The sequence below is a fragment of the Halorubrum rutilum genome (genome assembly GCF_024494565.1).
Map to the genome: position 1 here is coordinate 455,230 of NZ_JANHDN010000003.1, position 22,344 is coordinate 477,573.

26 protein-coding genes, 1 tRNA gene and 1 pseudogene are annotated in these 22,344 nt (G+C 66.2%); 10 read left to right on the plus strand and 18 right to left on the minus strand.

Features of this window, described 5'->3' with window-relative positions; translation table 11 throughout:
• Positions 1-11 precede the first annotated feature (11 nt).
• Positions 12-1,325 carry an MFS transporter gene (locus tag NO900_RS08880; RefSeq protein WP_256408858.1) on the minus strand — a complete coding sequence of 438 codons (1,314 nt, stop codon included), beginning with the start codon at positions 1,323-1,325 and terminating at the stop codon, positions 12-14.
• A 144-nt stretch (positions 1,326-1,469) separates the two neighbouring features.
• Here NO900_RS08880 and NO900_RS08885 point away from each other — a divergent pair, with 144 nt between their 5' ends.
• Positions 1,470-1,907 (plus strand): DUF2237 family protein, encoded by a 438-nt coding sequence (locus tag NO900_RS08885; protein ID WP_256408859.1) that lies wholly within the window; start codon positions 1,470-1,472, stop codon positions 1,905-1,907.
• Between the two features lie 18 nt (positions 1,908-1,925).
• Here the strand turns inward: NO900_RS08885 and NO900_RS08890 are convergent, their stop codons facing one another.
• The 5 genes from NO900_RS08890 to NO900_RS08910 all read right to left on the minus strand — a co-directional run bounded on the left by NO900_RS08890 (position 1,926) and on the right by NO900_RS08910 (position 6,510).
• On the minus strand, positions 1,926-3,152 hold the full coding sequence (locus tag NO900_RS08890) for an MFS transporter (protein WP_256408860.1): 1,227 nt from the start codon (positions 3,150-3,152) through the stop codon (positions 1,926-1,928).
• A gap of 86 nt (positions 3,153-3,238) precedes the next feature.
• Positions 3,239-4,633, minus strand: coding sequence for a signal recognition particle protein Srp54 (locus NO900_RS08895; protein WP_256408861.1), 1,395 nt, complete (start codon positions 4,631-4,633; stop codon positions 3,239-3,241).
• A 93-nt stretch (positions 4,634-4,726) separates the two neighbouring features.
• The gene (locus NO900_RS08900; RefSeq protein ID WP_256408862.1) at positions 4,727-5,203 is read right to left on the minus strand and encodes a PIN domain-containing protein; all 477 of its coding nucleotides are present in this window, start codon (positions 5,201-5,203) and stop codon (positions 4,727-4,729) included.
• Positions 5,200-5,496, minus strand: coding sequence for an AbrB/MazE/SpoVT family DNA-binding domain-containing protein (locus NO900_RS08905; protein WP_256408863.1), 297 nt, complete (start codon positions 5,494-5,496; stop codon positions 5,200-5,202). Before NO900_RS08905 ends, NO900_RS08900 begins: the two co-directional genes overlap by 4 nt.
• An 84-nt stretch (positions 5,497-5,580) precedes the next feature.
• Entirely contained in the window at positions 5,581-6,510 is a 930-nt protein-coding gene (locus tag NO900_RS08910) for a pantoate kinase (RefSeq protein WP_256408864.1), read from the minus strand.
• 123 nt (positions 6,511-6,633) lie between these two features.
• Between NO900_RS08910 and NO900_RS08915 the strand changes: the two genes are divergently transcribed.
• The 3 genes from NO900_RS08915 (at position 6,634) to NO900_RS08925 (ending at position 8,820) form a co-directional block, all read left to right on the plus strand.
• Positions 6,634-7,137, plus strand: coding sequence for a DUF7575 domain-containing protein (locus tag NO900_RS08915; RefSeq protein ID WP_256408865.1), 504 nt, complete (start codon positions 6,634-6,636; stop codon positions 7,135-7,137).
• 127 nt (positions 7,138-7,264) lie between these two features.
• Entirely contained in the window at positions 7,265-7,762 is a 498-nt protein-coding gene (locus tag NO900_RS08920; RefSeq protein ID WP_256408866.1) for a FlaD/FlaE family flagellar protein, read from the plus strand.
• A gap of 2 nt (positions 7,763-7,764) precedes the next feature.
• The gene (locus NO900_RS08925; RefSeq protein ID WP_256408867.1) at positions 7,765-8,820 is read left to right on the plus strand and encodes an actin-like salactin; all 1,056 of its coding nucleotides are present in this window, start codon (positions 7,765-7,767) and stop codon (positions 8,818-8,820) included.
• A 28-nt stretch (positions 8,821-8,848) separates the two neighbouring features.
• On the opposite strand, the gene NO900_RS08930 is transcribed toward NO900_RS08925, so the two are convergent.
• From NO900_RS08930 to NO900_RS08940, 3 genes are all read right to left on the minus strand, one after another.
• Entirely contained in the window at positions 8,849-9,322 is a 474-nt protein-coding gene (locus NO900_RS08930; RefSeq protein WP_256408868.1) for a hypothetical protein, read from the minus strand.
• Positions 9,323-9,408: 86 nt separating this feature from the next.
• Positions 9,409-9,750 (minus strand): hypothetical protein, encoded by a 342-nt coding sequence (locus NO900_RS08935; RefSeq protein ID WP_256408869.1) that lies wholly within the window; start codon positions 9,748-9,750, stop codon positions 9,409-9,411.
• A gap of 158 nt (positions 9,751-9,908) precedes the next feature.
• Positions 9,909-10,059: transfer RNA gene (locus NO900_RS08940), tRNA-Gln, on the minus strand.
• A gap of 171 nt (positions 10,060-10,230) precedes the next feature.
• Between NO900_RS08940 and tnpA the strand changes: the two genes are divergently transcribed.
• Positions 10,231-10,611: an IS200/IS605 family transposase gene (tnpA, locus tag NO900_RS08945; RefSeq protein WP_256408870.1), complete on the plus strand. Its 381-nt coding sequence runs from the start codon at positions 10,231-10,233 to the stop codon at positions 10,609-10,611.
• Entirely contained in the window at positions 10,608-11,882 is a 1,275-nt protein-coding gene (locus NO900_RS08950) for an RNA-guided endonuclease InsQ/TnpB family protein (RefSeq protein ID WP_256408871.1), read from the plus strand. The genes tnpA and NO900_RS08950 overlap by 4 nt, the downstream gene beginning before the upstream one ends.
• 134 nt (positions 11,883-12,016) lie before the next feature.
• Here NO900_RS08950 and NO900_RS08955 read toward each other — a convergent pair whose 3' ends face one another.
• Both NO900_RS08955 and NO900_RS08960 read right to left on the minus strand, forming a co-directional pair.
• Positions 12,017-12,574, minus strand: coding sequence for a hypothetical protein (locus NO900_RS08955; RefSeq protein WP_256408872.1), 558 nt, complete (start codon positions 12,572-12,574; stop codon positions 12,017-12,019).
• 107 nt (positions 12,575-12,681) lie between these two features.
• Positions 12,682-12,999, minus strand: a complete 318-nt coding sequence (locus tag NO900_RS08960; protein ID WP_256408873.1) for a hypothetical protein — start codon at positions 12,997-12,999, stop codon at positions 12,682-12,684.
• 6 nt (positions 13,000-13,005) lie between these two features.
• On the opposite strand from NO900_RS08960, the gene NO900_RS08965 reads away from it, so the two are divergent.
• The gene (locus NO900_RS08965) at positions 13,006-13,596 is read left to right on the plus strand and encodes a DUF5658 family protein (protein WP_256408874.1); all 591 of its coding nucleotides are present in this window, start codon (positions 13,006-13,008) and stop codon (positions 13,594-13,596) included.
• Between the two features lie 28 nt (positions 13,597-13,624).
• Here the strand turns inward: NO900_RS08965 and NO900_RS08970 are convergent, their stop codons facing one another.
• Complete coding sequence (locus NO900_RS08970) at positions 13,625-14,809, minus strand: S24/S26 family peptidase (RefSeq protein WP_256408875.1); 1,185 nt, start codon at positions 14,807-14,809, stop codon at positions 13,625-13,627.
• A 1,108-nt stretch (positions 14,810-15,917) separates the two neighbouring features.
• Complete coding sequence (locus NO900_RS08975; protein ID WP_256408876.1) at positions 15,918-16,247, minus strand: ArsR family transcriptional regulator; 330 nt, start codon at positions 16,245-16,247, stop codon at positions 15,918-15,920.
• 297 nt (positions 16,248-16,544) lie between these two features.
• On the opposite strand from NO900_RS08975, the gene NO900_RS08980 reads away from it, so the two are divergent.
• Positions 16,545-17,126, plus strand: a complete 582-nt coding sequence (locus NO900_RS08980) for a metal-dependent hydrolase (RefSeq protein WP_256408877.1) — start codon at positions 16,545-16,547, stop codon at positions 17,124-17,126.
• A 128-nt stretch (positions 17,127-17,254) separates the two neighbouring features.
• On the opposite strand, the gene NO900_RS08985 is transcribed toward NO900_RS08980, so the two are convergent.
• From NO900_RS08985 to NO900_RS09000, 4 genes are all read right to left on the minus strand, one after another.
• Complete coding sequence (locus NO900_RS08985) at positions 17,255-17,419, minus strand: hypothetical protein (protein ID WP_256408878.1); 165 nt, start codon at positions 17,417-17,419, stop codon at positions 17,255-17,257.
• An 86-nt stretch (positions 17,420-17,505) separates the two neighbouring features.
• Positions 17,506-18,741: an RNA-guided endonuclease InsQ/TnpB family protein gene (locus NO900_RS08990; protein ID WP_256408879.1), complete on the minus strand. Its 1,236-nt coding sequence runs from the start codon at positions 18,739-18,741 to the stop codon at positions 17,506-17,508.
• Between the two features lie 9 nt (positions 18,742-18,750).
• On the minus strand, positions 18,751-18,879 hold the full coding sequence (locus tag NO900_RS08995; RefSeq protein WP_321169218.1) for an AbrB/MazE/SpoVT family DNA-binding domain-containing protein: 129 nt from the start codon (positions 18,877-18,879) through the stop codon (positions 18,751-18,753).
• Between the two features lie 52 nt (positions 18,880-18,931).
• Positions 18,932-19,333, minus strand: a complete 402-nt coding sequence (locus tag NO900_RS09000; RefSeq protein ID WP_256408880.1) for a DUF7504 family protein — start codon at positions 19,331-19,333, stop codon at positions 18,932-18,934.
• A 222-nt stretch (positions 19,334-19,555) separates the two neighbouring features.
• Here NO900_RS09000 and NO900_RS09005 point away from each other — a divergent pair.
• Positions 19,556-20,839, plus strand: a pseudogene (locus NO900_RS09005) (RNA-guided endonuclease InsQ/TnpB family protein).
• A gap of 50 nt (positions 20,840-20,889) precedes the next feature.
• Entirely contained in the window at positions 20,890-21,039 is a 150-nt protein-coding gene (locus tag NO900_RS09010; RefSeq protein ID WP_256408881.1) for a DUF7550 family protein, read from the plus strand.
• A 62-nt stretch (positions 21,040-21,101) separates the two neighbouring features.
• Here the strand turns inward: NO900_RS09010 and NO900_RS09015 are convergent, their stop codons facing one another.
• Positions 21,102-22,235, minus strand: coding sequence for an ABC transporter ATP-binding protein (locus tag NO900_RS09015; RefSeq protein ID WP_256408882.1), 1,134 nt, complete (start codon positions 22,233-22,235; stop codon positions 21,102-21,104).
• Positions 22,236-22,344: the final 109 nt, after the last annotated feature.

A 22,344-nucleotide genomic window follows, 5' to 3' on the forward strand; every position in this document is an offset into this window, starting at 1 on the left:
CGACCGGTCGGTCACCCGGTCGCTCCGCCGACCAGCGGCGCCGCGGCGGCGTACCGTCGGACGAGGAGGACCAGCGCCGCGCCGAGGATCACCAGCCCGCCCGCGGCGCCGAAGGCGACGACGTAGCTCACGGCGGCGAGCCACCCGCCGGCGACGCTGCCGACCCCGCCCGCGAGCGCGCCGAGGGCGGCGTAGGTGCCGAGCGCCTCCCCGCGGATCGACAGCGGGGAGAGCCGCGTGACGAGCGTCCCCGCGGTCACCGCGATCACGGCCCACGTCACCCCGATCACGGCGAAGGCGACCGCGGCGGCGCCGAACCCGAGCGTCGCCGCGCCCCACGTCGCGCCGACGAGCGCGACGGCGGGGAACGCGACCGCCCGCGTCGACAGCGAGGCGGTCTGGAGGAGGGCGGCGTCGCGGTCGGCGGTCAGCCGTCCCGCGGCGCCGAAGGAGGCGGCGGCGGCGATCCCGTTTATGAGGTACAGCGCGAAGACGCCGTCGGAGCCGAAGCCGACCTCGGTGAGGAACGCCGGCAGCGGCGCGAAGAAGACCGCGAACCCGGCGAAGACGCAGAAGACGGCGATGAAGTACAGCGCGAGCGCCGGCGTGAACCGCTCGACGAACCGCCGGGGGTGGAGCCCGCGGAAGTCGGCCCGACCGACGGTGAACGGGAACGCGGCGGTCCGGACGCTGAACCGGTCGGCCGCGCGGATGGCGCGCCGGAGGCGGGTCCCCGACGCGCGCCGGTCGGCGCCGGGGCCCGGGTCCGCCGGCAGCGTCCGGATCCCGAGGAGGAGACCGAGCGCCGCACAGACCGCGAGCGGGACGAACAGCAGCCGGATCACGGCCTCGGGCGGGAGGAACCGCCCGCCGACGCCCGTCCAGACGGCGCCGAGCAGCAGTCCGAGCGCCCAGCCGATCCCCTGGTACTGGTTCAACAGCGCGATCCGCTCGCTCCAGGCGCTCTCCGGGACGTCGGCGACCGCGAGCAGCGTCAGGACCGGGGTCGCCGCCGCGAACGCGAACCAGATCGCGCCGTTGGCGAGGATCACCGGCGTCACGCGGTCCGTGAGCGGGATCACGGCGATCCCGACCGCGACGAGCGCCAGCATCGCGAGCACGACGACCCGCCGCCTGCCGGTCCGGTCGGCGATCCGCCCGGCGCCGAGCGCGGCCGGGACCCCGACGACGGCGGCGACGGCGGCGAGCACGCCGAGCACGACCGGCCCCCCGCCGAGCTCGACGACGTACAGCGGGGCGACGAGCGAGGCGCCCCCGAGCGCGACCGACCCGAGCCCCCACCCGTACAGCCAGCGTTCGGCCATGCCACCCGGTGGAGCGGGCCGCCGGATAGGCGCACCGATCCGCGCGGCGCGGCCGAGACGCGGAGGTCGAGCGGGCGGCGCGGGGCCGGATCGAGGCGCCCCCGCGGCACCACCGATAAGTCGCGCGGGCACCGAGCGAGGGACGTGTCCACCGACGAGACCGACGGGACCGAGGCCGAGCGCAACGTGTTCGGCGGCGAGCTGGAGCCCTGCGGCCGCGAGCCGGTGACGGGGTACCTCCGCGACGGGTACTGCCGCGACGTCGACGGCGACGTCGGCGAGCACACCCTCTGTGCGGTCGTCACGGCGGAGTTCCTGACATACAGCCGCGACCGGGGGAACGACCTGATCACGCCGCGGCCGGAGTTCGACTTCCCCGGGCTGGAGCCGGGCGACCGCTGGTGCCTCTGCGTCGGCCGGTGGGTCGAGGCGGCGGACGCCGGGGTCGCCCCGCCGGTCGTGTTGGAGGCGACCGACGAGTCCGTGCTGCGCGCGGTCGACCTCGACCGGCTCCGGGAGCACGAGTTCGACCCGGAGGCGTTCGATCCGGGGACGCTCGGCGACGGGGCGCAGGGAGGGTGAAGAGGGGCGCACGCGGAGCTACGTCGTCAGCCACAGCCCGCCGGCGGCCAGCGCCGCCGCGGCCATCGAGCCCGCGAGCAGCGCGAACGCGGGGCGGAATCCGGCGACGTCGGCGACGGCACCGACGACCGCGGGCGCGAACGCGCCGGCGCCCATGAGCAGCGTCCGAACGACGCCGAGCCCCCCGCCGGCCAGCCGCTCCGGGAGGGCCTCGACGAGGTACGCGCCGCGGACCGGCCGGAATCCGTGCGAGCCGAGCCCGAGCGCGACGACGACCGCGCCGAGGGCGAGCGCGCCCGAATCAGCGAGGGCGATGGCCCCGACGAGGGCCGCGGCCGCGAGCCCCAGCGCGGCGACCATCACCGGGAACCGCCCCAGTCTGTCCGAGAGGTCGCCGGAGAAGAGCTGGACGAACGTCGCCGCAAACAGGGCGGAGTACAGCAGGTTCGCGGTCGTCGTGGCGAGGCCCGCCGCCTCGGAGAGGTACAGCGGGAGGAACGCGACCGTCCCGTTGTACGCGAACGAGAAGGCGACGGTGACGAGGACGAACGCCGCGAGCCGGCGGTCCTCGAACAGCGCGAGGTAGTCGCGGGCGCTCGGCCCGGGGTCGTCGCGTTTCCGGCCGCCGTCCGCGCCGGCCGAGAGCCGCCCGGGCACGCGAGCGACGAAGGCCGCCGCGAGCGCCAGTCCGACCGCTCCCGTGACGGCGAAGAGCCCGCGCCAGTCGCTCCCCGGGAGGCCGGAGAGCAGGGCCGCGAGCCCGGGAAGCGGAGAGACGAACAAGACGACGGCCGCGGGCGCGACCACCCCGCCGAACGCGCCGAGGGTGTCGTGGACGCCGAGCGCGCGCCCGGTCCGGACCGGGTACATCCGCGAGAGCAGCCGGACGGCCACGGTCTTGTGCGCGCCCGTGCCGGCGCCGATGACGAGCATGGCGCCCGCCAGCGCGAGGAAGGGCGCGTCGAACAGGATCGCGAGCGAGCCCACGGCCGCGACGCCCGCTCCCGCGGTGATCACCCGGACCGCGCCGACGCGGTCGGCGACCGCCCCGCTCGGGAACTGCATCAGCGCGTAGACGGTCATGAACCCCGAAAACGCGGCGCCGACGGCGGCGTTGCTCACGCCGTAACCGGCCTGGAGCGGCTCGAAGAGCGGCGGGAACGCGTACCGCACGAACTTGCCGAGAAACCAGATCAGGGCGGTCAACGCGAGCACGTCGTACTCCCCGACCCGCCGGATGTCCATCGGGCGCTCTTACCCGGTCGGCGATATAAAATGCCTGAAGCGCTCCGAGACTGCCGGTAGGTCGGGACCGACGGGCGGTCGACCCCTCAGAACGGTCCCTTCCCGCCGCCCATCATGTCGCCGAGACCGCCGCCGCCCTCGCCGCCCATCTTCTTCATCATGCGCTGCATGTCGCCGTCGCCCATCCCCTGGAACTGGCTGATCGTCTGCTCCATCATCGAGTGCTGCTCCAAGAGCTGCCGCACCGTCTCCTCGTCGGTGCCGGAGCCGCGGGCGATCCGCTCGGTGCGCGACTGCCCGACGACGCGGGGGTTCGTCAGCTCCTCCTCGGTCATCGAGTCCATGATGCGCTCGAACTTGCGCATCCGGTCCTGGGTGACGTCCATCGCGTCGTCCGGGAGCTGGTCCATCATCCCGCCGCCCATGCCGGGGATCATGTCCATCACCTGGTCGAGTGGGCCCATCCGGTTCATCGCGTCCATCTGCTTTTTCATGTCCTTCAGGGTGAACTCGCCCTGGAGCATGTCCTCGGGGTCCCAGTCCTCGTCCTCCTCCTGGGCCTCCTCCATGGCGCGCTCGACGCGCTCGGAGAGCTGCTTGAGGTCGCCCATCCCGAGCAGCCGCGAGATGAAGCCGGAGGGCTCGAACCGCTCGATGTCCTGGACCGTCTCGCCGGTCCCGAGGAAGGCGATTGAGGAGTCGGTCTCGTTGACCGCCGTGAGGGCGCCCCCGCCCTTCGCGGTCCCGTCGAGCTTCGTGATCATCACGCCCTCGATGCCGATCGACGACTCGAACTGGCGGGCCTGCTCCTTGGCGCCCTGTCCGATCGCGGCGTCCAGGACGAGGAGCGAGCGGTCGGGGTCGACCGCCGACTCGATCTGCTCGATCTCCGCGATGAGGTCGTCTTCGAGCGCGTGCCGACCCGCGGTGTCCACGATGTGCACGTCGGCGTCCGCGGTCTCCTCCAGTCCCGTCCGCGCGATGTCGACGGGATCGTCGCTGTCGGGGTCGCCGTAGAAGTCGACCTCGGCGCGCTCGCACATCTGCTTCGCCTGGTCGTACGCGCCCGGCCGGAAGGTGTCGGTCTGGATGACGGCCGGTCGGAGCCCCTTCTTCGAGAACCACCACGCCATCTTGGCGGCGGAGGTGGTCTTCCCCGACCCCTGGAGGCCGGCCAGCAGGATCGTCTGGTTTTCGAGGGGGAGCTCGGTGGAGTCGCCCACGAGGTCGACCATCTCCTCGTAGACGATCTTGAGGACGTGGTCCCGCGCCGTGGTGCCGCCCGGCGGCTCCTCTTCGAGCGCGCGGGTCTTGATCGAGTCCGACAGCTCCATCACGAGGGAGACGTCGACGTCGGCCGAGAGGAGCGAGCGCTGGATCTCCTTGACGATCTCCTCGACGTCGCTCTCGGAGAGGCGGGTCTTCCCCTGGAGCTTGTCGAGGCTGCCCCGCAGGGACGAGCCGAGGTCGTCGAGTACCATTTGCCCGAGCTAGGCGGGCGACGCGGTAAAGCTTTGTTCGTCGGCGTCGGCGACGGGGCCCGTCAGCGCGGGGTGCCCGGGGAGGCGATCGGTTCAGTTCGGAGAAACCGCCAGCGACGGGAAGTACGTCGAGTAGAACCCCCCATCGAACGTGATCAAGCCGTCGCAGTCGACGGCGGCGTGCGCGCCGATGAGGAAGTCGGCGGCAATGTGCTGGCGCGGCGAGAGCGACTCGCCGCACGCGTCGCAGTCGACGGAGTGTTTCTCACCGCACGCGGGACACTCGATCCCGTCGGGTCGACGGTCCACGTATTCCCGGAATCGATCACCCGCCGCGAAGCGTGCCTCTCGCGACGGATCGACGACATCGACGCTGAAATCCGCGAGGAACCGATCGAGGTCAGCGGCCGAGTCGAAGCGGCCGTCGGCCGCGAGTTCGGCGTAGACGACCGGCGTGACGACCACCGCCCCCTCTCGGTACGCGTCTCTGAGAGCCGCCTCGCTGGCGTCGGCGTACTCGTCGTCGTAAAGCAGCGCGAGGAATGCGTTCGTGTCGACGGCAGTCGTCACGGGTCGGCACCATCGTCGTCAGTCGACTCCTCGACCGCAGGCGAGTCGTCCGTGTCGCGCGGATACTCGCCGCGGAGTCGACGCATCCGCTCCGGCATCGTCTCGTCTCCGTCGGCGCTTCCCCGATGCTTCTCGAACGGGTCGTCGCCCTCTTCGGTGGTGGGGGCCTGTTTCTGAAGCCGGTACTCGGAGCCGACGCGCTCGAAGTCGACCTCGTCCCCTGGCTCGATTCCGAGAGCGTCTCGGATCTCTTTCGGGATCGTGACTTGTCCCTTCGTGGTGACTCGGGGCATACCGTAGCTATACATTCAATGTAATACTAAATAAGTATTACTCCGACGACGACGGTGCGCGATCCGTTCGTCACCGGGGTGTCGTCACTCGACGAGCCGCGCGCCGGCGGCGTCGACCCGACACGCCTCGGGGTCGTAGCCCGCGTCGGAGAGCCCGGTGCCGAGCGCGAAGGCGGTGCGGCCGAGCATCGCCATCGCGGCCTCGCCGCCGGCCGCGTCGACCGCGTCGACCGCCTCGGCGACTTCCGGGACGAGGAGGTCGGCCTCGCGGGCGAACTCGCGGGCCGCGTCCAGCAGCGTCGGGAGCCGCGGGTCCGCACGGAGCCGGTCGAGGGCGTCCTCGCCGGCCGCGGTAAGGGCGGCCGTGTCGCCGCCCAACACCGCCTCCGTCGACAGCTCGCCGAAGGTGACGTACTCCACGCGGGCGGCCGCGGGGATCCCGTCGAGCTCCCCGATTCCCGGCGCGCCGGGCTCCACCCGGATCGGGACGCCGCCGCGCGCCTGCGCGACCACGTCGCCGAGACCGGTGCCGCGACCGACCTCCGCCTCGTGGGCGATCCGGACCAGCTCGTTCTCGGAGCGGCAGCGGTCGAGCGCGTCGTTGGCCGCGAGGGCCGCGCCGAGCGCCGCGGCCCCGGAGACGCCGAAGCCGGCGCCGATCGGGAGGTCGGACTCGACCGCGACGTCGACCGGGACTCCGTCGGTCTCGCCCGGGGCGTCTGCACTGCCGGCAGCGTCCCCACCGCCGGCGGCGTCGGCACCGCCCGCGGCTCCGAGCGCCGCGAGCGCGTCCTCGACCGCCCCGATCGTCCCTGGTCCGCCGTCGATCTCGCGGGCGCCGACCGACCCGTCGCCCCGGCTCGTTCCCGTCGCCGACACCCGAACGGTCACCCCGTCGGTGAGGGTCAGGCCGGCTCCCCGCGACCCGGTGGCCGCGGGGCGCTCGGCCGAGTGCGCGCTGAAGAAGGCGGTGACGTGCCCGGGGACGAACGCGGTCGCCCGCTCCCTGCTCATGGCGGCCCGGAGGACCGGGCGTCGATTAACGGTTGTTATCCGCGGCGGGGAGTCGCCGGCGTCCCCGACCGGAGACCGCCGACACCGTAGCCCGTAAGTACCCCCCACTCGAATCCGGGCCGTATGCGAGACCAGTTGCGCCCCGTCCTCGCCGCCGTCCTGGCGTTGGCGTTCCCGGGACTCGGCCACCTCGTCCTGCGTCGCTGGGGGCGGGCGCTGCTGTGGCACGTCACGGTCGTCGGCGGCGGCGTCGCCCTCCTCACCCTCTACGACGTCGACCCGAGCGGGTCGGCCGCGTCGCCGTTCGAGGCCGCCGCCGCGCTGCCGACCGAGGTCGCGCTCCCGGTCGCCCTCCTCACCGTGCTGTCGTCGATCGACGCCTTCGTCGTCGGTCGGGCCGACGTCGCCGAGCGGAACCGCGTCGACGCGACCGCCGAGGCGGTCCGGCGCCGCGCCGCGAGCGCGGACGACGAGGGCGGCGCCGTCGCCTCGCCGATCGGCGAGCTCACCGGCGACGACGGCGAGGCCGCCCGGGTGGAGTGCCCGAGCTGCGGGAAGGAGACCGACGCCGAACTCGACTTCTGTCACTGGTGTACGGAGCCGCTCCCGTGGGCCGACGCCGAGTGAGAGGGGGAGCGCGGGAGGCCGACCGCCGGGGGCCCGGCGTTAGTTTCTCATCGGTGATAACTGCGGAGGAACTATCATATGTCCCGGCGGTGAGGGTGGGGGTACGGACGCGAACGACGGACGGAACATGAGTCTGAATCCACGGCAATACGACGTACGGGAGCTGCGCCGGATCGCGGGGGCACCGCGGGACGGCGCCGACGAAGCGCCTCGGGAGCGGTCGCTTCGTCAGCCGAACCGGAACCGAGCGGAGCAGGCCGCCCGCTCGGCCGCGTTCACCGAGCTGCTCCAGCGTCAGCGAGGGCTGCGGCTGTCCGGCGGCGGGTCGACCCCCGCCGACGCCGAGGACCGCCCGTACCTGCGGGCGGTCCCGGCCGCACCGGACGCGGAACGCGAGGTCGGCGAGTGGCTCGGCTACCTCGTCGACGTCGGCGGCCACCTGCGGAGCCGCGACGCGCTGTCGTACTACGCCGAACTCGGGTGGATCGACCCCGACGCGGTCGGCGCGCTGACGCGCCGGCTGGAGGGGTTCGACGCCCCGCGGCGGGACCGCCCCTTCACGCCCGCGGACCATCGGATCAGCCTCGTCTCCATCGTCCGGATCGCTTCGTGTGCGAGTGATTAACAATGAGCGACGACGACGAATCCACGGAGATCAACGGTACAGACGGCCCGGACGCGGTCGGCGTGAAACTCGGGAGCACCCGGACGGTGCTCGACCTCCCCGACGGGCGGGGCGGCCGCGAGCGACGCTCGACGCTGACGTGTCTGGCGACGTACGAGGACGCCATCACGGGCGAGGAGAAGGTGCTGTTCGGCGAGGAGGCCGCGATCGAGTACCCCGACACGGTGCGGTTTATGCTCCGGTCGGGGCTGCCGGAGGACGACGAGAGCGTCGCCGACGCCGAGCGCTTCTTCGAGGCGCTCGTGGACGCCCACGACGTCCCCGAGGACAGCGCGGTCGTCTACGCGGTCCCCACCATCGACAACGAGGCGGGCGTGGAGAACCTCCGGTCGGTGATCGAGGGCTCCTCGATCGGACAGGCGGAGACGCGGAGCTATCCCGAGTCGCTGTGCGGGGCGATCCCCGCCTACGGCGACGACCTGACCGCCATCGACGAGGTGTTCGTCTCGATCAACATGGGGTCGACGACGCTGGAGGCGTGCGCCTACCGGCGCGGCGAGCAGCTCTCGCCGTTCTCGACCGGCTCGGTGACGGGCAACGAGGTCGACCGCCGGATCGTCGCCGCCGTCGAGGAGGAGAGCCAGGGCCGGGTCCACATCGACCGCACGACCGCCCGGGAGTACAAGGAGGAGCACGCCGACGTGTACGACTTCGAGCCGTTCACGGACGTGATCCAGCAGCCCGGCGGCGGGAGCCACGAGTTCACCGTCGACCGCGGCGTGCGCGAGCCCGTGGACCGGTACATCGACGAGGCGGTCGACGTCGTCGCCAACGAGTTCCTCCCGGAGCTCGCGAACGACCACATGAAACCCTACCAGCTCGCGCTGGGCCGCCCGGTCGCCGCCACCGGCGGCATGGCCTGTATCCCCGGGCTCACCGAGGAGTTCGAGAAGCGGCTCTCGGCCGAGCTCGACCGCGACGTCGAGGTCGTCTCTCCGGACGACCCCGCGACCGCCGCCGCAGAGGGCGCCGGCAGGATTGCGGAACGGCTGATCTGAGCGGCGAGCGTCTGTTTTTAATACGGATTCACACGTCGAACAGCCGGTCGGCGTCGTCCGCCTGTCGGCGATAGATCCCCCGCCCCTTCAGCCGCGGTACCTCGTGTCGGTGGAGCGTCTCCGCCTCGCGGTCGTACACGATGGGGAAGACGTTGGTCCGGCGGCGGGCGACCGTGTACGAGCGCGCCGCGTCGACGAGCGCCGGGTCGGGCTCGCGGACGGCGAAGACGACGTAGCCGAGCGGGGTCGTCGAGCCGTGGCGGTCGTCGACGCGGTCGACGAGCACGTCGCGGAACGAGTCGGCGGTCGCGACGAGGTCCTCCGGGCCGAGGTCCGGCTCGTCGTCGACGAGCGTCGCGAGGACGGCGACCGCCCCGATCGAGTCGTCGTCCTCGCGACGCTCCCAGACCGGGTCGAACCCGTTCGTGCGCTTATCGACCGGCTCGAAGCCGTGTTTCCGGCGGTTCCCGGCGACGGCGTCGCGGTACTGCGTGCGGTCCATACGCTACCGCAGGACCCGGATGATAAAAAATGACACACATGCCGGCGACCGGCGCGGCTCTCGAACCGCCTCCCTCGGCCGGCCGGTCAGCGTAGTCGGTCGAGCTCGTTCGCCGCCGCAAGCTCCGCGACCATGTGCCGGTGTTGCACGGCCCACCACCGCTTCGCGACCGCGTACGCGACGGCGACGGCGGCGACGGCGAGGAGCCCGGCGACCGGACCCGCCGTGACGGCCACGAGGTACGACTGGGCGGCGAGCGTGCAGACGACGACCGCGGCGACGAGCGTGGCTATGGGGCGACGGCGCGGGTCCCGCGCGAGGTCGGTGAGACGGCGCGGACCGCGTTCGAACGCCGGCGGTGACCCGTCGGCGACCGCGTCGCCCTCGACCTCCCGCGCCGAGCGCGTCGATCGGGTGGATCCGAACATACGGGTCCGCGAGAACGCGCCGCAGGTATATTTCTTGTGGGTAGATCACACGCGCCGAGAACACACGGCACGCCGGTCGAACTCGGTAGTCGAAGCGGAGCCGATCAGGACACGGAAACCGCGCTCGCGACGCCGTTCTCACGGTCGGCCGCGCGAAATAGTCCCGGGCGGATTCGAACCGCCGTCAATGGCTGACTTCGGGCGTCCGACGGGCGTCTCCGAGGAGACGGCCCGAGATCGTGCCTCGGTCGCAGACGCGGACGAACTCCCTCCAAAGGCCATTATGATTGGCCACTACACCACGGGACTCCGACCGGTAATTGCCCGCCCGCACTCAAGTAGGTTACGAGAAATTCGAGGCGAAAGCCTCGCCCCTTCAGGGCGGGGATGAAGCCGACCAACAGTATTCAACCGCCAACGATAGCATAGACGGGGTTCCAACACAATATTTAATGCGTCTAACTATAATAGTATACACAGATGGTAAAGAGTACTCGTCATGCGAAATACGAACTCTACTACCATACAGTGTTCGTGCCAAAATATCGGCGTTCGCATCCGACGGGGAAGACGAAGGAACGTCTCGAAACCATCTTTGCGGAAATCTGTGAGAATAAAGACCTCGAACTGGCCGAGTCCGAGGTCATGCCCGACCACGTACACCTGTTCATCGGCAGTCCACCCAAAAACGCCCCGTCGCTCATCGTCAACTGGGTGAAGGGCATCTCCGCCCGCAAGTACAACCAGCGGTACGACGACCGCGTGAAGTGGACTCGTTCCTACTATGTCGGTACGGCGGGAAGCGCCTCGAAGGGCGCTGTCGAACAATACATCGCTGAACAGGAGGGTGGCAAGGAATGAAGCGCGTCAACACCTTCGAGGTCGTGCCACAGACCGAGAACGACAAAGAGTGCCTTCTACGGCTACTCGACGCCTCCGCTTCCCTGTGGAACGAACTGACGTATGAACGCAGACAGAACTACTTCGGTGACGGCGACGTATGGGACACCGCCGAGTACCGAGGATGCTACAACGGCGTCGTCGGAAGCGCAACCGTCCAACAGGTCACGCGCAAGAACAGCGAAGCGTGGCGATCGTTCTTCGCCCTCAAAGAGAAAGGCGAGTACGCCAACCCACCGTCGTACTGGGGCAACGAGGAGGACGGACGCGAACTCCGTACCTACATCCGAAACAATCAGTACACGATCCAGTGGGGCAAGCGTAGCCGTCTCGAAATCCCTGTCGGGCAAGAACTGAAAGACGAATACGGACTCGGCTACCACGAACGACTCCGCCTCGAACTCCGAGGCAACCCGAAGTGGGACGGCAAACAGGGCCGTCTGGAACTTGAGTACGACAAAGTGAGCGACACGTTCAGGGCTTTTCAGCCAGTCACCGTCCCTGATTCTCGACTGGATTCACCACTGGCTTCTCACGAAGCCGCCCTCGACGTTGGCGCGAACAACCTCGTCGCCTGTTCCACGACTACCGGGAACCAGTACCTCTACGACGGGCGGGAGTTGTTCGGACGGTTCCGCGAGACAACCGACGAAATCGCCCGCCTACAGTCGAAACTCCGCGAAGGACGCTACAGTTCCAAGCGGATTCGACGGCTGTACCGACAGCGAACGAAGCGGCGTGACCACGCACAGAACGCGCTGGTGCGCGACCTCGTTGAACGACTGTACGACGAGGGTGTGGAAGCGGTGTACGTGGGCGACTTGACCGACGTGCTAGAAACGCACTGGTCGGTCAGGGTGAACGAGAAAACGCACAACTTCTGGGCGTTCAAGAAGTTCATCCACCGTCTCGCATGCGTTTGTGAGGAATACGGTATCAGCCTCGAAGCCGAGTCGGAAGCGTGGACGAGTCAGACGTGCCCGAAGTGTGGCGACCACAAGGAGACGGTTCGCCACAGGGATACGCTGACGTGTCCATGCGGGTTCGAGGGGCACGCTGATCTCACGGCGTCAGAGACGTTCCTTCGAGAAAACAGCGATTGCGAAGTCAGGCCGATGGCACGGCCCGTGCGATTCGAGTGGGACGACCACGATTGGTCGGGGCAACCACACCCTCACGACAGTCCCAAAGAAGCGCGCACGAACCCGCAAGTTGCCTCCGTGGGTCGGTAGCCGAACCCCCAACGAGGAATCCTCGCGCTTTATGGCGGGGAGGATGTCAATTTCCCTGACCGATCGTCGGAGCCACGCGCGCCGATCACGGAGTCCCCAGCCACGGGGACCGTCCCGAGTCCGCCTCAGTTCGGCTAGAACGGAACGACGCTTCCTGTTTGAAGCCCGGCGAGGAGCACGCTCGCGTTGTGGACCGACACGATCGCGAAGCACACCGAGGGCAACCCGTAGCCGACGAGCCGAACGACGGGGGCCAGGTGACCGTCCCGTCGCCGGACGGAGACGAGCACCGAACCGATCTCGACGACGAGGGTGACGCCCGCGATGATCGCGGCCGACGCCACCGCGAGTCCGATAACGACTCCCACCTCGCGAAAGAGGGACGCGACGATCGGGTTCGCCTCGTAGACGCCCGGAAGGTGTAACAGCCCGATCCCGGTCGTCAGCGCGTCCGACAGCTTCGTGACCGTCAATAATGCCAACCCGGACACGGAGAGGGTACTCCGACCGTATCCGGCGGACGGCGCGGGCGACGCGGACGGCCCGGAAGACGGCGTCGGCGTCGATCGGCGGCGCCGCTCGGACGGTCGCCTCGCCGCCGACGGCCCGGATTCGTCGAGGACGAACCGGTCCCGGTATCGGCAGTCGACCGGCTCCGCGTCGCCGTCCGAGTCGGCCCGCTGCGTCGACATCCCTTGTCGTGACGCATAGTTTCAATCGACATAAACATGTGTGCCAGTGTCTGACTGTCAAGCGCTCGGAGCCGACAGCGACCGAGGGCCTCGAAGCACCGAGAGCCTTACTCGCGAGGCGGGAACTCGGAGTCCGTCGGCGGGACGGGATCCGTCGACCGGGACCGGGTGCGGAGGGTCGGATCGGAGAACGGATTCCAGGAGCTGCCCGCCGCCACGCCGGTGAACGTCTCCTCGCAGGAGGGACAGACGGGCTCGGTGAGCATCGACAGGTCGACGCGCGCGTCGCAGCTCTCGCACCGCCCGCCGTCGACGTTCGACCGTTGAGCCTCGCGGCGGAGATCTGAGAGGTCGGCGCGCGTCCGCTCGGCCTGCGCGACGGTCTCGACCGTCTCTTCGACCTCGTCGAGTCGCTCGTCGACCACGGCGCGGTGGAGGGGGCCGTCGAGACGTACCTCTCGCTCGTGGCCCGCCGCCGACGGATCGAGGCCCGGCGGGACGAGGCGGACCTGGCCGACGACGAGCGCTACCGGGAACTGACGGGCGAGATCGCCGCCCGGCGCCGACAGATCGACACGCTGCTCGCGGAGATCGACGACCCGGTCACGGGGGCCGGGGGCGACGCAGTCGACGCGGACGCCGCGCCCGGCGTCGACGACGCCTCGGTGGCGAGTGTCCCAGCTGGACCGCCGCTGTACCAGAGTCGCTCGACGCAGTTCTACGCGCTCTGGCTCGCCGCCGCCCTCGCGTACGGGGTCGGCGACGTGGTCTCGACGCTGTACGCGACGATCGCGGTCCCCGGACTGATCGAAGGGAACCCAGTTGTCAACGCGCTGCTCTCGACCGCGGGGCTCCCGGGATTCCTCTTATTAAAACTGATCGTGCTGCTCGTGTTGGTCTCGGTGAGCGTTCAGGGGGCTCGACAACGGGAGCCGTTCTCGTACTACTGGCCGCCGGTCGTCGCGACCGGGATCGGCCTGCTGCTCACGGGGTGGAACGTCCGGCTCATCGCGGGCGCGTGAACGACGAGGAGACCTTCCGGGTCCCGACTCACCGCCATTTGCGGATCGTCCGCCGGACCCGCTGGGACAGCGACAGCTCCCGACCGCGGTCGCGGAACCGGAACGGTTCGAGCCCGACGGCGAGCACGTACACCGCCGTGACGACGACGACTATCACGGCGTTTATCGCCGCGACGGCGGCGAACGGGTGGATCGCGTGCAGCGAGAGGATTACCGGCGCCGGGAGGAACTGCACGTACTGCCACTCTGAGACGGACCTGACGTACGCGCCGGTCTCCTCGGGGGCGTGAAGCGTGACGGTGGTCGACGCCGTCTCGCCGCGGGGCGCAGTGAGCGAGCTCTGAGCGACGTCGACGCCCGTGCTGGCCGCGTCGACGGTCGCGATCCGGGGGATGAACCCGTCGTTGCTGAAGTTGTACGTGTACTCCACAGAGCCGCCGCGCTCGATGACGGTCGGGTTCGAACTCGGCGACTGCGAGCTCACGATCGTGATGTCGTTCGTCCCTGAGGGGATCACCATACTCGCCGTCGCCGGCACGGTGATGAGAAGCAGGATGGCGAGCAGGACGAGGACCGCGCTCGTCTTGCCGCCGCGGTCCCTGGAGCGGTCGTCTCGGCCCGAGCGGCGGTTCGACCCGCCGACGGCCTCAGCGACGAGGCTGTAGCCTAAGAGCAACAGCCCGACGAGGACCATCGACGAGCCGACGTTACCCTCGGCGAGCCCTCCGAGTCCCGGAATCGCAGCGAGGAACGTCGCCGCAAAGCCAAACGCGTCCTGCATCGCGATGGCGGCGAGGCCGATGTTGGGGATGACGACCGTGTCACCGCCGAGCTGGAGCGCGACGGCCTTGATCTGCGACTCCTGAACCGGCGGTTCGGGACCGTCCTGATCGGTGAAGGGGTTGGCGTCGCCGCGCGTGATATACCCTTGATCGGTCTCCGCGACGACCCGATGGGTGGTCAGTCCGCCGCCCTGAAGCCCCTGAGCGTCGAACGTCACCACGTCGCCTTCCTCGACGTCGCCGGCGATCGCCGGCGGGACAGCGATGAACCCGTCACCCGGGGCCATGTTGGCCGGCTCGGCGTTCATGCTCCCGGTGAGGACGAACCCGAGAACGATCGGCTGGCCGAGCTGCTGGCCGATCAGCATGGCAACTACGAGGACGACGAGAAGCGCCGTGATGCCGGATCCGGCCAGCGATCGCAGATCCATCGTTGAATTCCCTCTTCCGGCCTCGTGCCGGTCACGGCTCGCTACGTGCGTCGAACGTATAGCTCGTTCGCCGACCGGCCGCCGGCTGCGGCGATCACGAACAACAATACGGCCGCCGGGCGGGAGATGAGCAACCCACTCCAAAACGGATACAGTAGCGCGGGAGCGCTACTCTCAGGCAACCAGCAAAAGCGAGTGAGTAACGAGGAGTATAGCACGTTCGTATTAGGCTTGTAACTTCGATAAACACGAGCCTATCAGTATCCATACACTGACTTTCGCTTCCGCGCGAACGTCAAGAGACACTAGTACGCAGGCCACAATACCGGCGACTGTAACAGAATTCGGTCGATGCCAGCATCGGTGATCTGCGATCAGTTTACTGTGAGAATTCCCCGCGAAATCGGCGCTTCGTGGGAAAATCCACCGATACTGGGAGAGAGTTCCCGTCCGCAACATACCTGCGTGAAATAAGTGACACTACTGGGCATCTCGCAGCAAGAAGCAACAACGCAGTAGAGAGGATGACACTCACGGAATCGAGTGGGAGAACCTCACAGAAAACCACCAGACGGCGTGGCAGCCATCCGTTTCCTCACCAACACGCATGGTGGCACCACACCAAACAAAGTAAGAGGAACTATCGCGTATCTGAACAGACGGATCGCCGTCACCACCCCCACGGTATCGGGTGTGATCCGGTAGTACGGCATTATCTTATCATTAAACGAATATACATCAGACGGCGCTCACTACGACTCACTCCCGGGTGGTGACACACCGAAACACTCGTTGATGGGCGCATTCAGCCGGATCACACGGTCTCGTCTGCCGGCTGTATAACACGTCACCACAACCACTGAGCCACTAAGTGGCCGGCTCAGATTGGTTTTCACCCGTTCTCCACAGAAGTATTGCGGCCGGCAGCATTCCTGAAACACATAGAGACCACCATGCTAACATACCAGCAAATACCCCCACCAGCCGTGAGGAGAGGACTTCCTGCCTCTGTGTCGCTTGCAGGTTCAGAGATTTGCACAGGGTGTGTCGCCTCGATAGGCATTGGAACTGAATTTGCTACGGTGGAAGACAGTGTTGGCGTGGTCGATCACTGAGTCGACGCCGATCCAGTGATCTCGATAGCCGGTGGTTCGATTGTTACTGCAGACGCTCGTTGATCAAGGAGTGCTTCGAACCGGTCGCGATCAGTTTCATAGATCGATTGGTGCTGGACGGCGACGACCCCACGGGGTGTGATCTGATACAATCCCGAATGCTCGTTTGGCCCAATACGCTGGATTAGATCCGCGTCTGCAAGCGCCGGAAGTCGGGTGTTCACGTAGTTACGATCTTTCTCAATACGAACTGCAAGGTTTGACGCTGTATCTCGATATCCGTCGGCCAGTGCAGCAAGCAACTGGAAGTCTGTCGGTTGCACAAGCCGTGTCTGCATATGAGAGACAATATACTATACCAATATAGGATCACTGTTTTGAGAGGGTATTCAGAGAAACTGGTTCGTTGCGAAGACACACTGGTATCACGAGTGTCTGCCAGTACTCGATTGGCATGAGTAGTAGGTAGAGAACTGCACCGATTTATACGAGACAGATGGCCGTATTGAAATTAGAGCATAGTATAAATAATCTGTGCTCATCTGCAGTCTAATTCATCATTATCCCGGGAACAGATGTCAATAGCGGCGCTTATTCACCTTCCTCATTAGCTCCTTACTGTGCTACCGCTGGGTCATTTCGCCTTTGCATATCTCTGGTACGCAGTCTATGCGGCCGTTGGGACACGCCAGCTCCCAGTGCGTCTCGCGTTGGTCCCGCTTGCAATTGGGAGCCAGTTTTCGGGTCTGCTTGATAAACCGCTAGCATATCTTGACGTGCTCACCTATGGCCGCTCGTTCGCACACTCTGTGTTCACGTTCGCAGTTTGTACACTTACCGTCTGGTGGGTTACGATGCGTCTTCGCGGCCGTTGGACGACAGAGTCACCGTCCGAGCAGCTCCGAGTCGTAATTCCGCCAGCATTTGCTCTCGGGTATCTGAGTCATCTTCTCGGCGACACCTATCGTTTTCTCTTTATAGGTGATTTCTGGGCCGCACGCTTTCTGTTGTATCCGCTGTTTCCCGTCTCGGAATCGCCTGCTGATGATATCTCTCCATGGATCCGGTTGTTCCAAATTTATCAGGAGATGGAATCGCACCCACAGTTGATTCTTATCATTCTCGCACTTGTTGTGTTTGTGGGCCTACAACTCCGTTACTACCTATCTCAAAAAGGGAGTCCCTCAGTAATCAAATCATAGATTTGACGGGTCAGTCAGTCGTTGATCCGCGGACAATTGTAGTAGAACGGCGCACACAAGGAGTCGTAGCGGGCGGGCGGCCACAACGTGTTGTTTAGCGGATTGCACGCAAACTCATCGCCCTGACATCAAACCACTTCGATCTCCCGCCATTCGTTCCGCTCCGGCCGCTGCACCCGAAACCCCCACGTCTCGTCGTCTCGACGCCGCATCTCGACCACGCCGTCGAACAGCGGGACGAACTGCTCAACCGTCGTCTCGTCGTGCGCACCGGGGTCGATCGTCGCCGCCACGGGTCACTCCTCGCCGGTCGCTCGCTGGGCGAGAACATACAGGAACTGGAACACCTCCGAGGCGGACGCGTGAACGCACCCCGGGATCAAGCCCCGGGGCTTCCTGCTTCAACGACGCGCTTTGCATCCACAACCTCTCGGTGAGGGGTGAACGTAGGGAGCGCAGTCTGCACAGGCGTTGATTCGGACAGTCCCCGCCCTAACTGCTTCAGCCCTCGATTACGTACGTTTTTCGCCGCATTCAGATCCCGATCATCCGTATGTCCACACGCCGGACACGAGTGCTCTCGTACCCAGATCGGTTTTGCCGTCTCGACACCGCACCACGCGCACTCTTTCGTCGTCCCTCCCGGCTCCACTAGCTCAACATGCGTTCCGTGAAGCTCGCTTTTGTATTCCAGCAACCGGATGAACCGTGACCACGCGACATCCTGTTTGTTCTTCGCGTTCTGGCTGGTTTCCAACATTGACTTCACGTCCAAGTCTTCGACTGCCACAACATCATACTCTTCGACGAGCCACGTCGTCAACTTGTGCTGGTAGTCTAGCACCTTCCGCTTAATTGCGCGTTTCGCCTTCGCGACCTTCTGGCGCTGGTTCTCCCAGTTGGCCGAGCCATGTTCCTTCCTATCGAGCTTCCGCTGTTCGCGCGCGTAGCGGTCGTACTCGTCGGACAAATCGAGTCGTTCCACCGAGAGGTTCTCTGAGGTGTGGATGTAACTGATGATGCCAAGGTCTACACCGACACAGTCCTCAGGTCCGATCTCACTCAGTGACGGTTTGTCAGGCGTATTGTCCACAGTGGTCACGAGTGAGACGTACCACTCACCTGTCTTCTCCTTTTTTAGAATGACCCTGTCAATATCAGCTGCCGCCGGGACTGAGCGGTCAGTGCGAATCTTGAACCAGCCAATCTTTTCGAGTCGGAACCGTACGAACCGGTCGTCGCCCGTGTTGTGATCCACGTTGAAACGACTGGACTGATTGTACGATACCGACCGAAATTCACCAGCACCTTGCCAATTCAACTCTCCGACCTTGTAACCCTCATCTTGGCGGTCTTGGAGGTTGTCGAGGTCTTTGTGAATTTGGCTGATAGCCTGTTGAGCGGCGTGTTGTGATGGCTCTGAGAATGTCGGCCATCTGTCTGTCCAGCCTGTGAGTTTGTTATGCTGGTCATATTCAGATGGTCGATTGTTGGAGTCACTGTAGTAGTCTCGGACAGCATGGTTGCGGATCTGTCGGAGAATGTCGATGTGTCTCCACGCTTCGCTGGCCACGTCGTCAGGTAGGTACGCACGGAAGCGAAGCGTGTGTTTCATTCAGATTTTTTAGTCAAGTTTCACTACAGTGAGCTCCAACTGGTCACCTTCCTCAAGATCAAGTCCGTCTCGAACCTCTTCTGGGATCGTAACAACACCTCGTTGTCGCATTTTCGGGTAGCACTTCATCTGACTCATACTGATTCAATCAGTACTAGACATTATAATACTGTCGGCTTTAACCCCGAGGTCAAGCTCCGGGGCAGTCGCCTTGACCCCTGTACATCAACAGCGGCGAGACGGTCGTCACGCCGACCGCGAGCGCGTCCTCGTCGCGGTCCTCGGCCAGATCGACGAACGTCGTCCCGATGGACGTGAGGTTCCCCGGGTCCTGCGCGTATCCCGTCGCGTCGCCCCCGTCGCCCGCTCGGCCGACGGCGTTCGCCACGCAGTCGACCACGACCGGCTCCGCCGGGTCGCCGTCGACGGTCCGCCGGTGAGCGTCTCGCACGCGGGAGGCGGGCTGCCGGGTCGACACCAGGACCGGCCTGCCCGGTCGCGCCGCCAACAGCCGGTGGAACAGCCGTCGGCGACCGGAGAACGCCGGACCAACGATCAGTACGTCGTCAAGATCGCGACCGGGGAGGGACATCAACGGAAACGAATTAAGTATCAGACAATTAAGCCTTCCGGCGGTCGCCGCGCCGGTCAGCATAATACAAGGTGGAGCCTCCGACCTCAAGGAGTGAGCGAAACGAGCGAGTAGGTCGGGGAGGAAACCGACCCGGCACTACACCAGCCACGTTCGATTGTCGGCTGACTCCTCACTGAATCGTTACTAATATAAAAACGAGAGTATACATCTGAAGTACGGATGGAGGTCCGCCGCACCATCCCTGTCAAGCTTAATGTGGCCGACAGCGACGCTGACCTCCTCCATGAAACCATCTCCGAGTTTCTGTGGGCCGCCAACTACGTCGTCGACCACGCCTGGCAAGGCGAGTATAAAACGACGAGCAAAGCCGAACTCCAACGTGAAACCTACGACGATGTGCGGGCTGAGACACGGTTACAAGCGAATCTCGTCCAGAACGCTCGCAACAAGGCTGCCGACGCCGTTCAAAGCGTCGTCGCCCGCTGGAAACAGGGCGATTACGCGGGAAAGCCGCGCTTCACTGCCTCAACTCTCGTCTACGACAAGCGGTGTGCGACGTTCAACGACGACCACGCGACGCTCGCAACCGTCGAAGGCCGCATCACCGCCGAGTACATCCTTCCGGACGATAACCGCGAGACGCCCCACTCGGAGTACCTGTTCAACGAAGATTACGACGTAACGGGTGCGGAACTCCACTACCACGACGGCGAGTTCTACCTTCACGTCCGCACAAAGGCGGACGTAGAGTCCGAGACTGCCGATGAAGGTGACGCCGAGCACAGCACAGTCCTCGGCGTTGACCTCGGCATCGAAAACGTCGCCGTCACCTCGACGGGCACGTTCTAGAACGGGTCGGAGTTGAACCACTGGCACCGCGAGTTCGAGAAGCGACGCGGGTCGCTCCACCAGCGCGGGACGCGGGCCGCTCACGAAACCATCCAGTCGGTCGGACAGACCGAGACGGGGCGGTACGATCACTTCTTCCACACCGTCTCGAAAGAACTCGTCGCAGAAGCCGTCGAACACGACTGTGACGTGATCGCGTTCGAAAACCTGAGCGGAATTCGTGAGCGGATGCCGAACGCCAAGAAGTTCCACGCGTGGGCGTTCCGACGCCTGTTCGAGTACGTCGAGTACAAAGCCGAAGTCGTCGGCATTTCGGTCGAGCAGGTGAGTCCCGCCTACACCTCCCAGCGGTGTTCCAAGTGCGGGTTCACTCACGAAGACAACCGCCCCATCTCGAACGGACAGGACGTGTTTGAGTGTATTAAGTGCGGGTACTCACCCCATGCAGACTACAACGCGGCGAAGAACATCGGTTTGAAGCATCTCCGCTCGGCGCAAACGTCGTCGGGCGGAGGCGCGCCCGTAAACGTGCGCTTGAATCGCGGGACGTTGAACGTGAACGGTGATTACGAACCTGCCAGCGATGGCCAGAACGGGAGTCCACGCGAAAGCCCCACCCTCAACGAAGCGAACAGCGAAGCCGTGAGCGAGTAGGGCGGGGTAGTTTACACGCGTTTTTATATCTCGGGTCGCCACGGGTGGGTATGGACGACCACTCTCACGACCCCGACCCGGACGAGCGCGTGACCGCACCCATGCAGTCGTTCGGCAACCGCGAGGTCGGCATCGGCGCCGCCGTCACCCTCGTCGGCCTGCTGATCGCGTACGTCATTCCCTTCCTGTTCAGCTTCTGAGCGGCGACACGGGTCGCTCCCGAGTTTAAAATACACACGACGGACCACCGCCAGCCACCCGCTTATCGCGGATACCACGCCAGCGGGTGGTCGGCGGTGAGCTCCAGCGTGACCGGCTCGTCGAGGTCGAACTCCTCGACGTGGTTGTGGAGGCAGTGGACGGCGCCGCCCGACTCCAGTTCGACCCGGTAGACGAAGGAGGGGCCGACGTACTGCCGCGAGACGATGACGCCGTCGGCCAGCTCGGGGCTCGCGGGCGTCGCCCGGAGGTCGTCCGGACGCACGAGCACGTCGACAGGCGCGCCGTCGTAGACCGTGTCGTACCCCTCCAGCGTGACCGCGTCGAACCGGCCGATCCCGGTCTCGACCTTCCCGTCGCGGAGCTCGCCTTCGAGGAACGACGCCCGCCCGAGGAAGGAGGCGACGAACTTCGACTCGGGGCGCTCGAACACCTGCTCGGGGCGCCCGACCTGCTCGATCCGGCCGTCGTTCATGACGGCGACGCGGTCGGAGATGGAGAGCGCCTCCTCCTGGTCGTGGGTGACGGAGACGGCGGTGACGCCGGCCTCCTTCAGGATCTGACGCACCTCCTCGCGCATCTCGACGCGGAGCCGGACGTCGAGGTTCGAGAACGGCTCGTCCAGCAGCAGCACCTCGGGCTCGGGGGCGAGCGACCGGGCGAGCGCGACGCGCTGCTTCTGGCCGCCGGAGAGCTGATCGGGCGTCTTGTCGCCGTGGTCGGTCATCTCGACGAGCTCGAGCAGCTCGTCGACGCGCGCCTCGGTCGCCGACGCGTCGGCGTCGGAGAGCCCGAAGGCGATGTTCTCCCGGACGGTGAGGTGCGGGAACAGCGCGAAGTTCTGGAAGACGATGCCGACGTCGCGCTGCTCCGGCGCGACGAACGCGCCGTCGCCGCCGGCGACGACCTCGTCGTCGAGGCGGATCTCGCCCTCGGTCGGCTCCTCCAGCCCGGCGATGGTGCGGAGCGTCGTCGTCTTCCCGCACCCGGAGGGGCCGAGGAAGGTGAGGAGCTCGCCCGGCTCGACGTCGAGCGAGACGCCGTCGACGGCGGTCTCGGGCCCGAACTCCTTGGTCACGTTCGACAGCGACAACACCGGGTCGGGCGACGGGTCCGCGGGCGACCCGCTCTCCGTGTCGCTCGACCGCTTCGTTCCGGGAGATTGCGTCTGAGCCATCGGTGGATCGGACGCCGGACGGACCGGCGTTCCGTGATTGCTCCTACGTATTTTAGGAATGCCTAAAAGCGTGTCGCTCGGTTCGGGGCGGCGGGACCGACGGGAACGA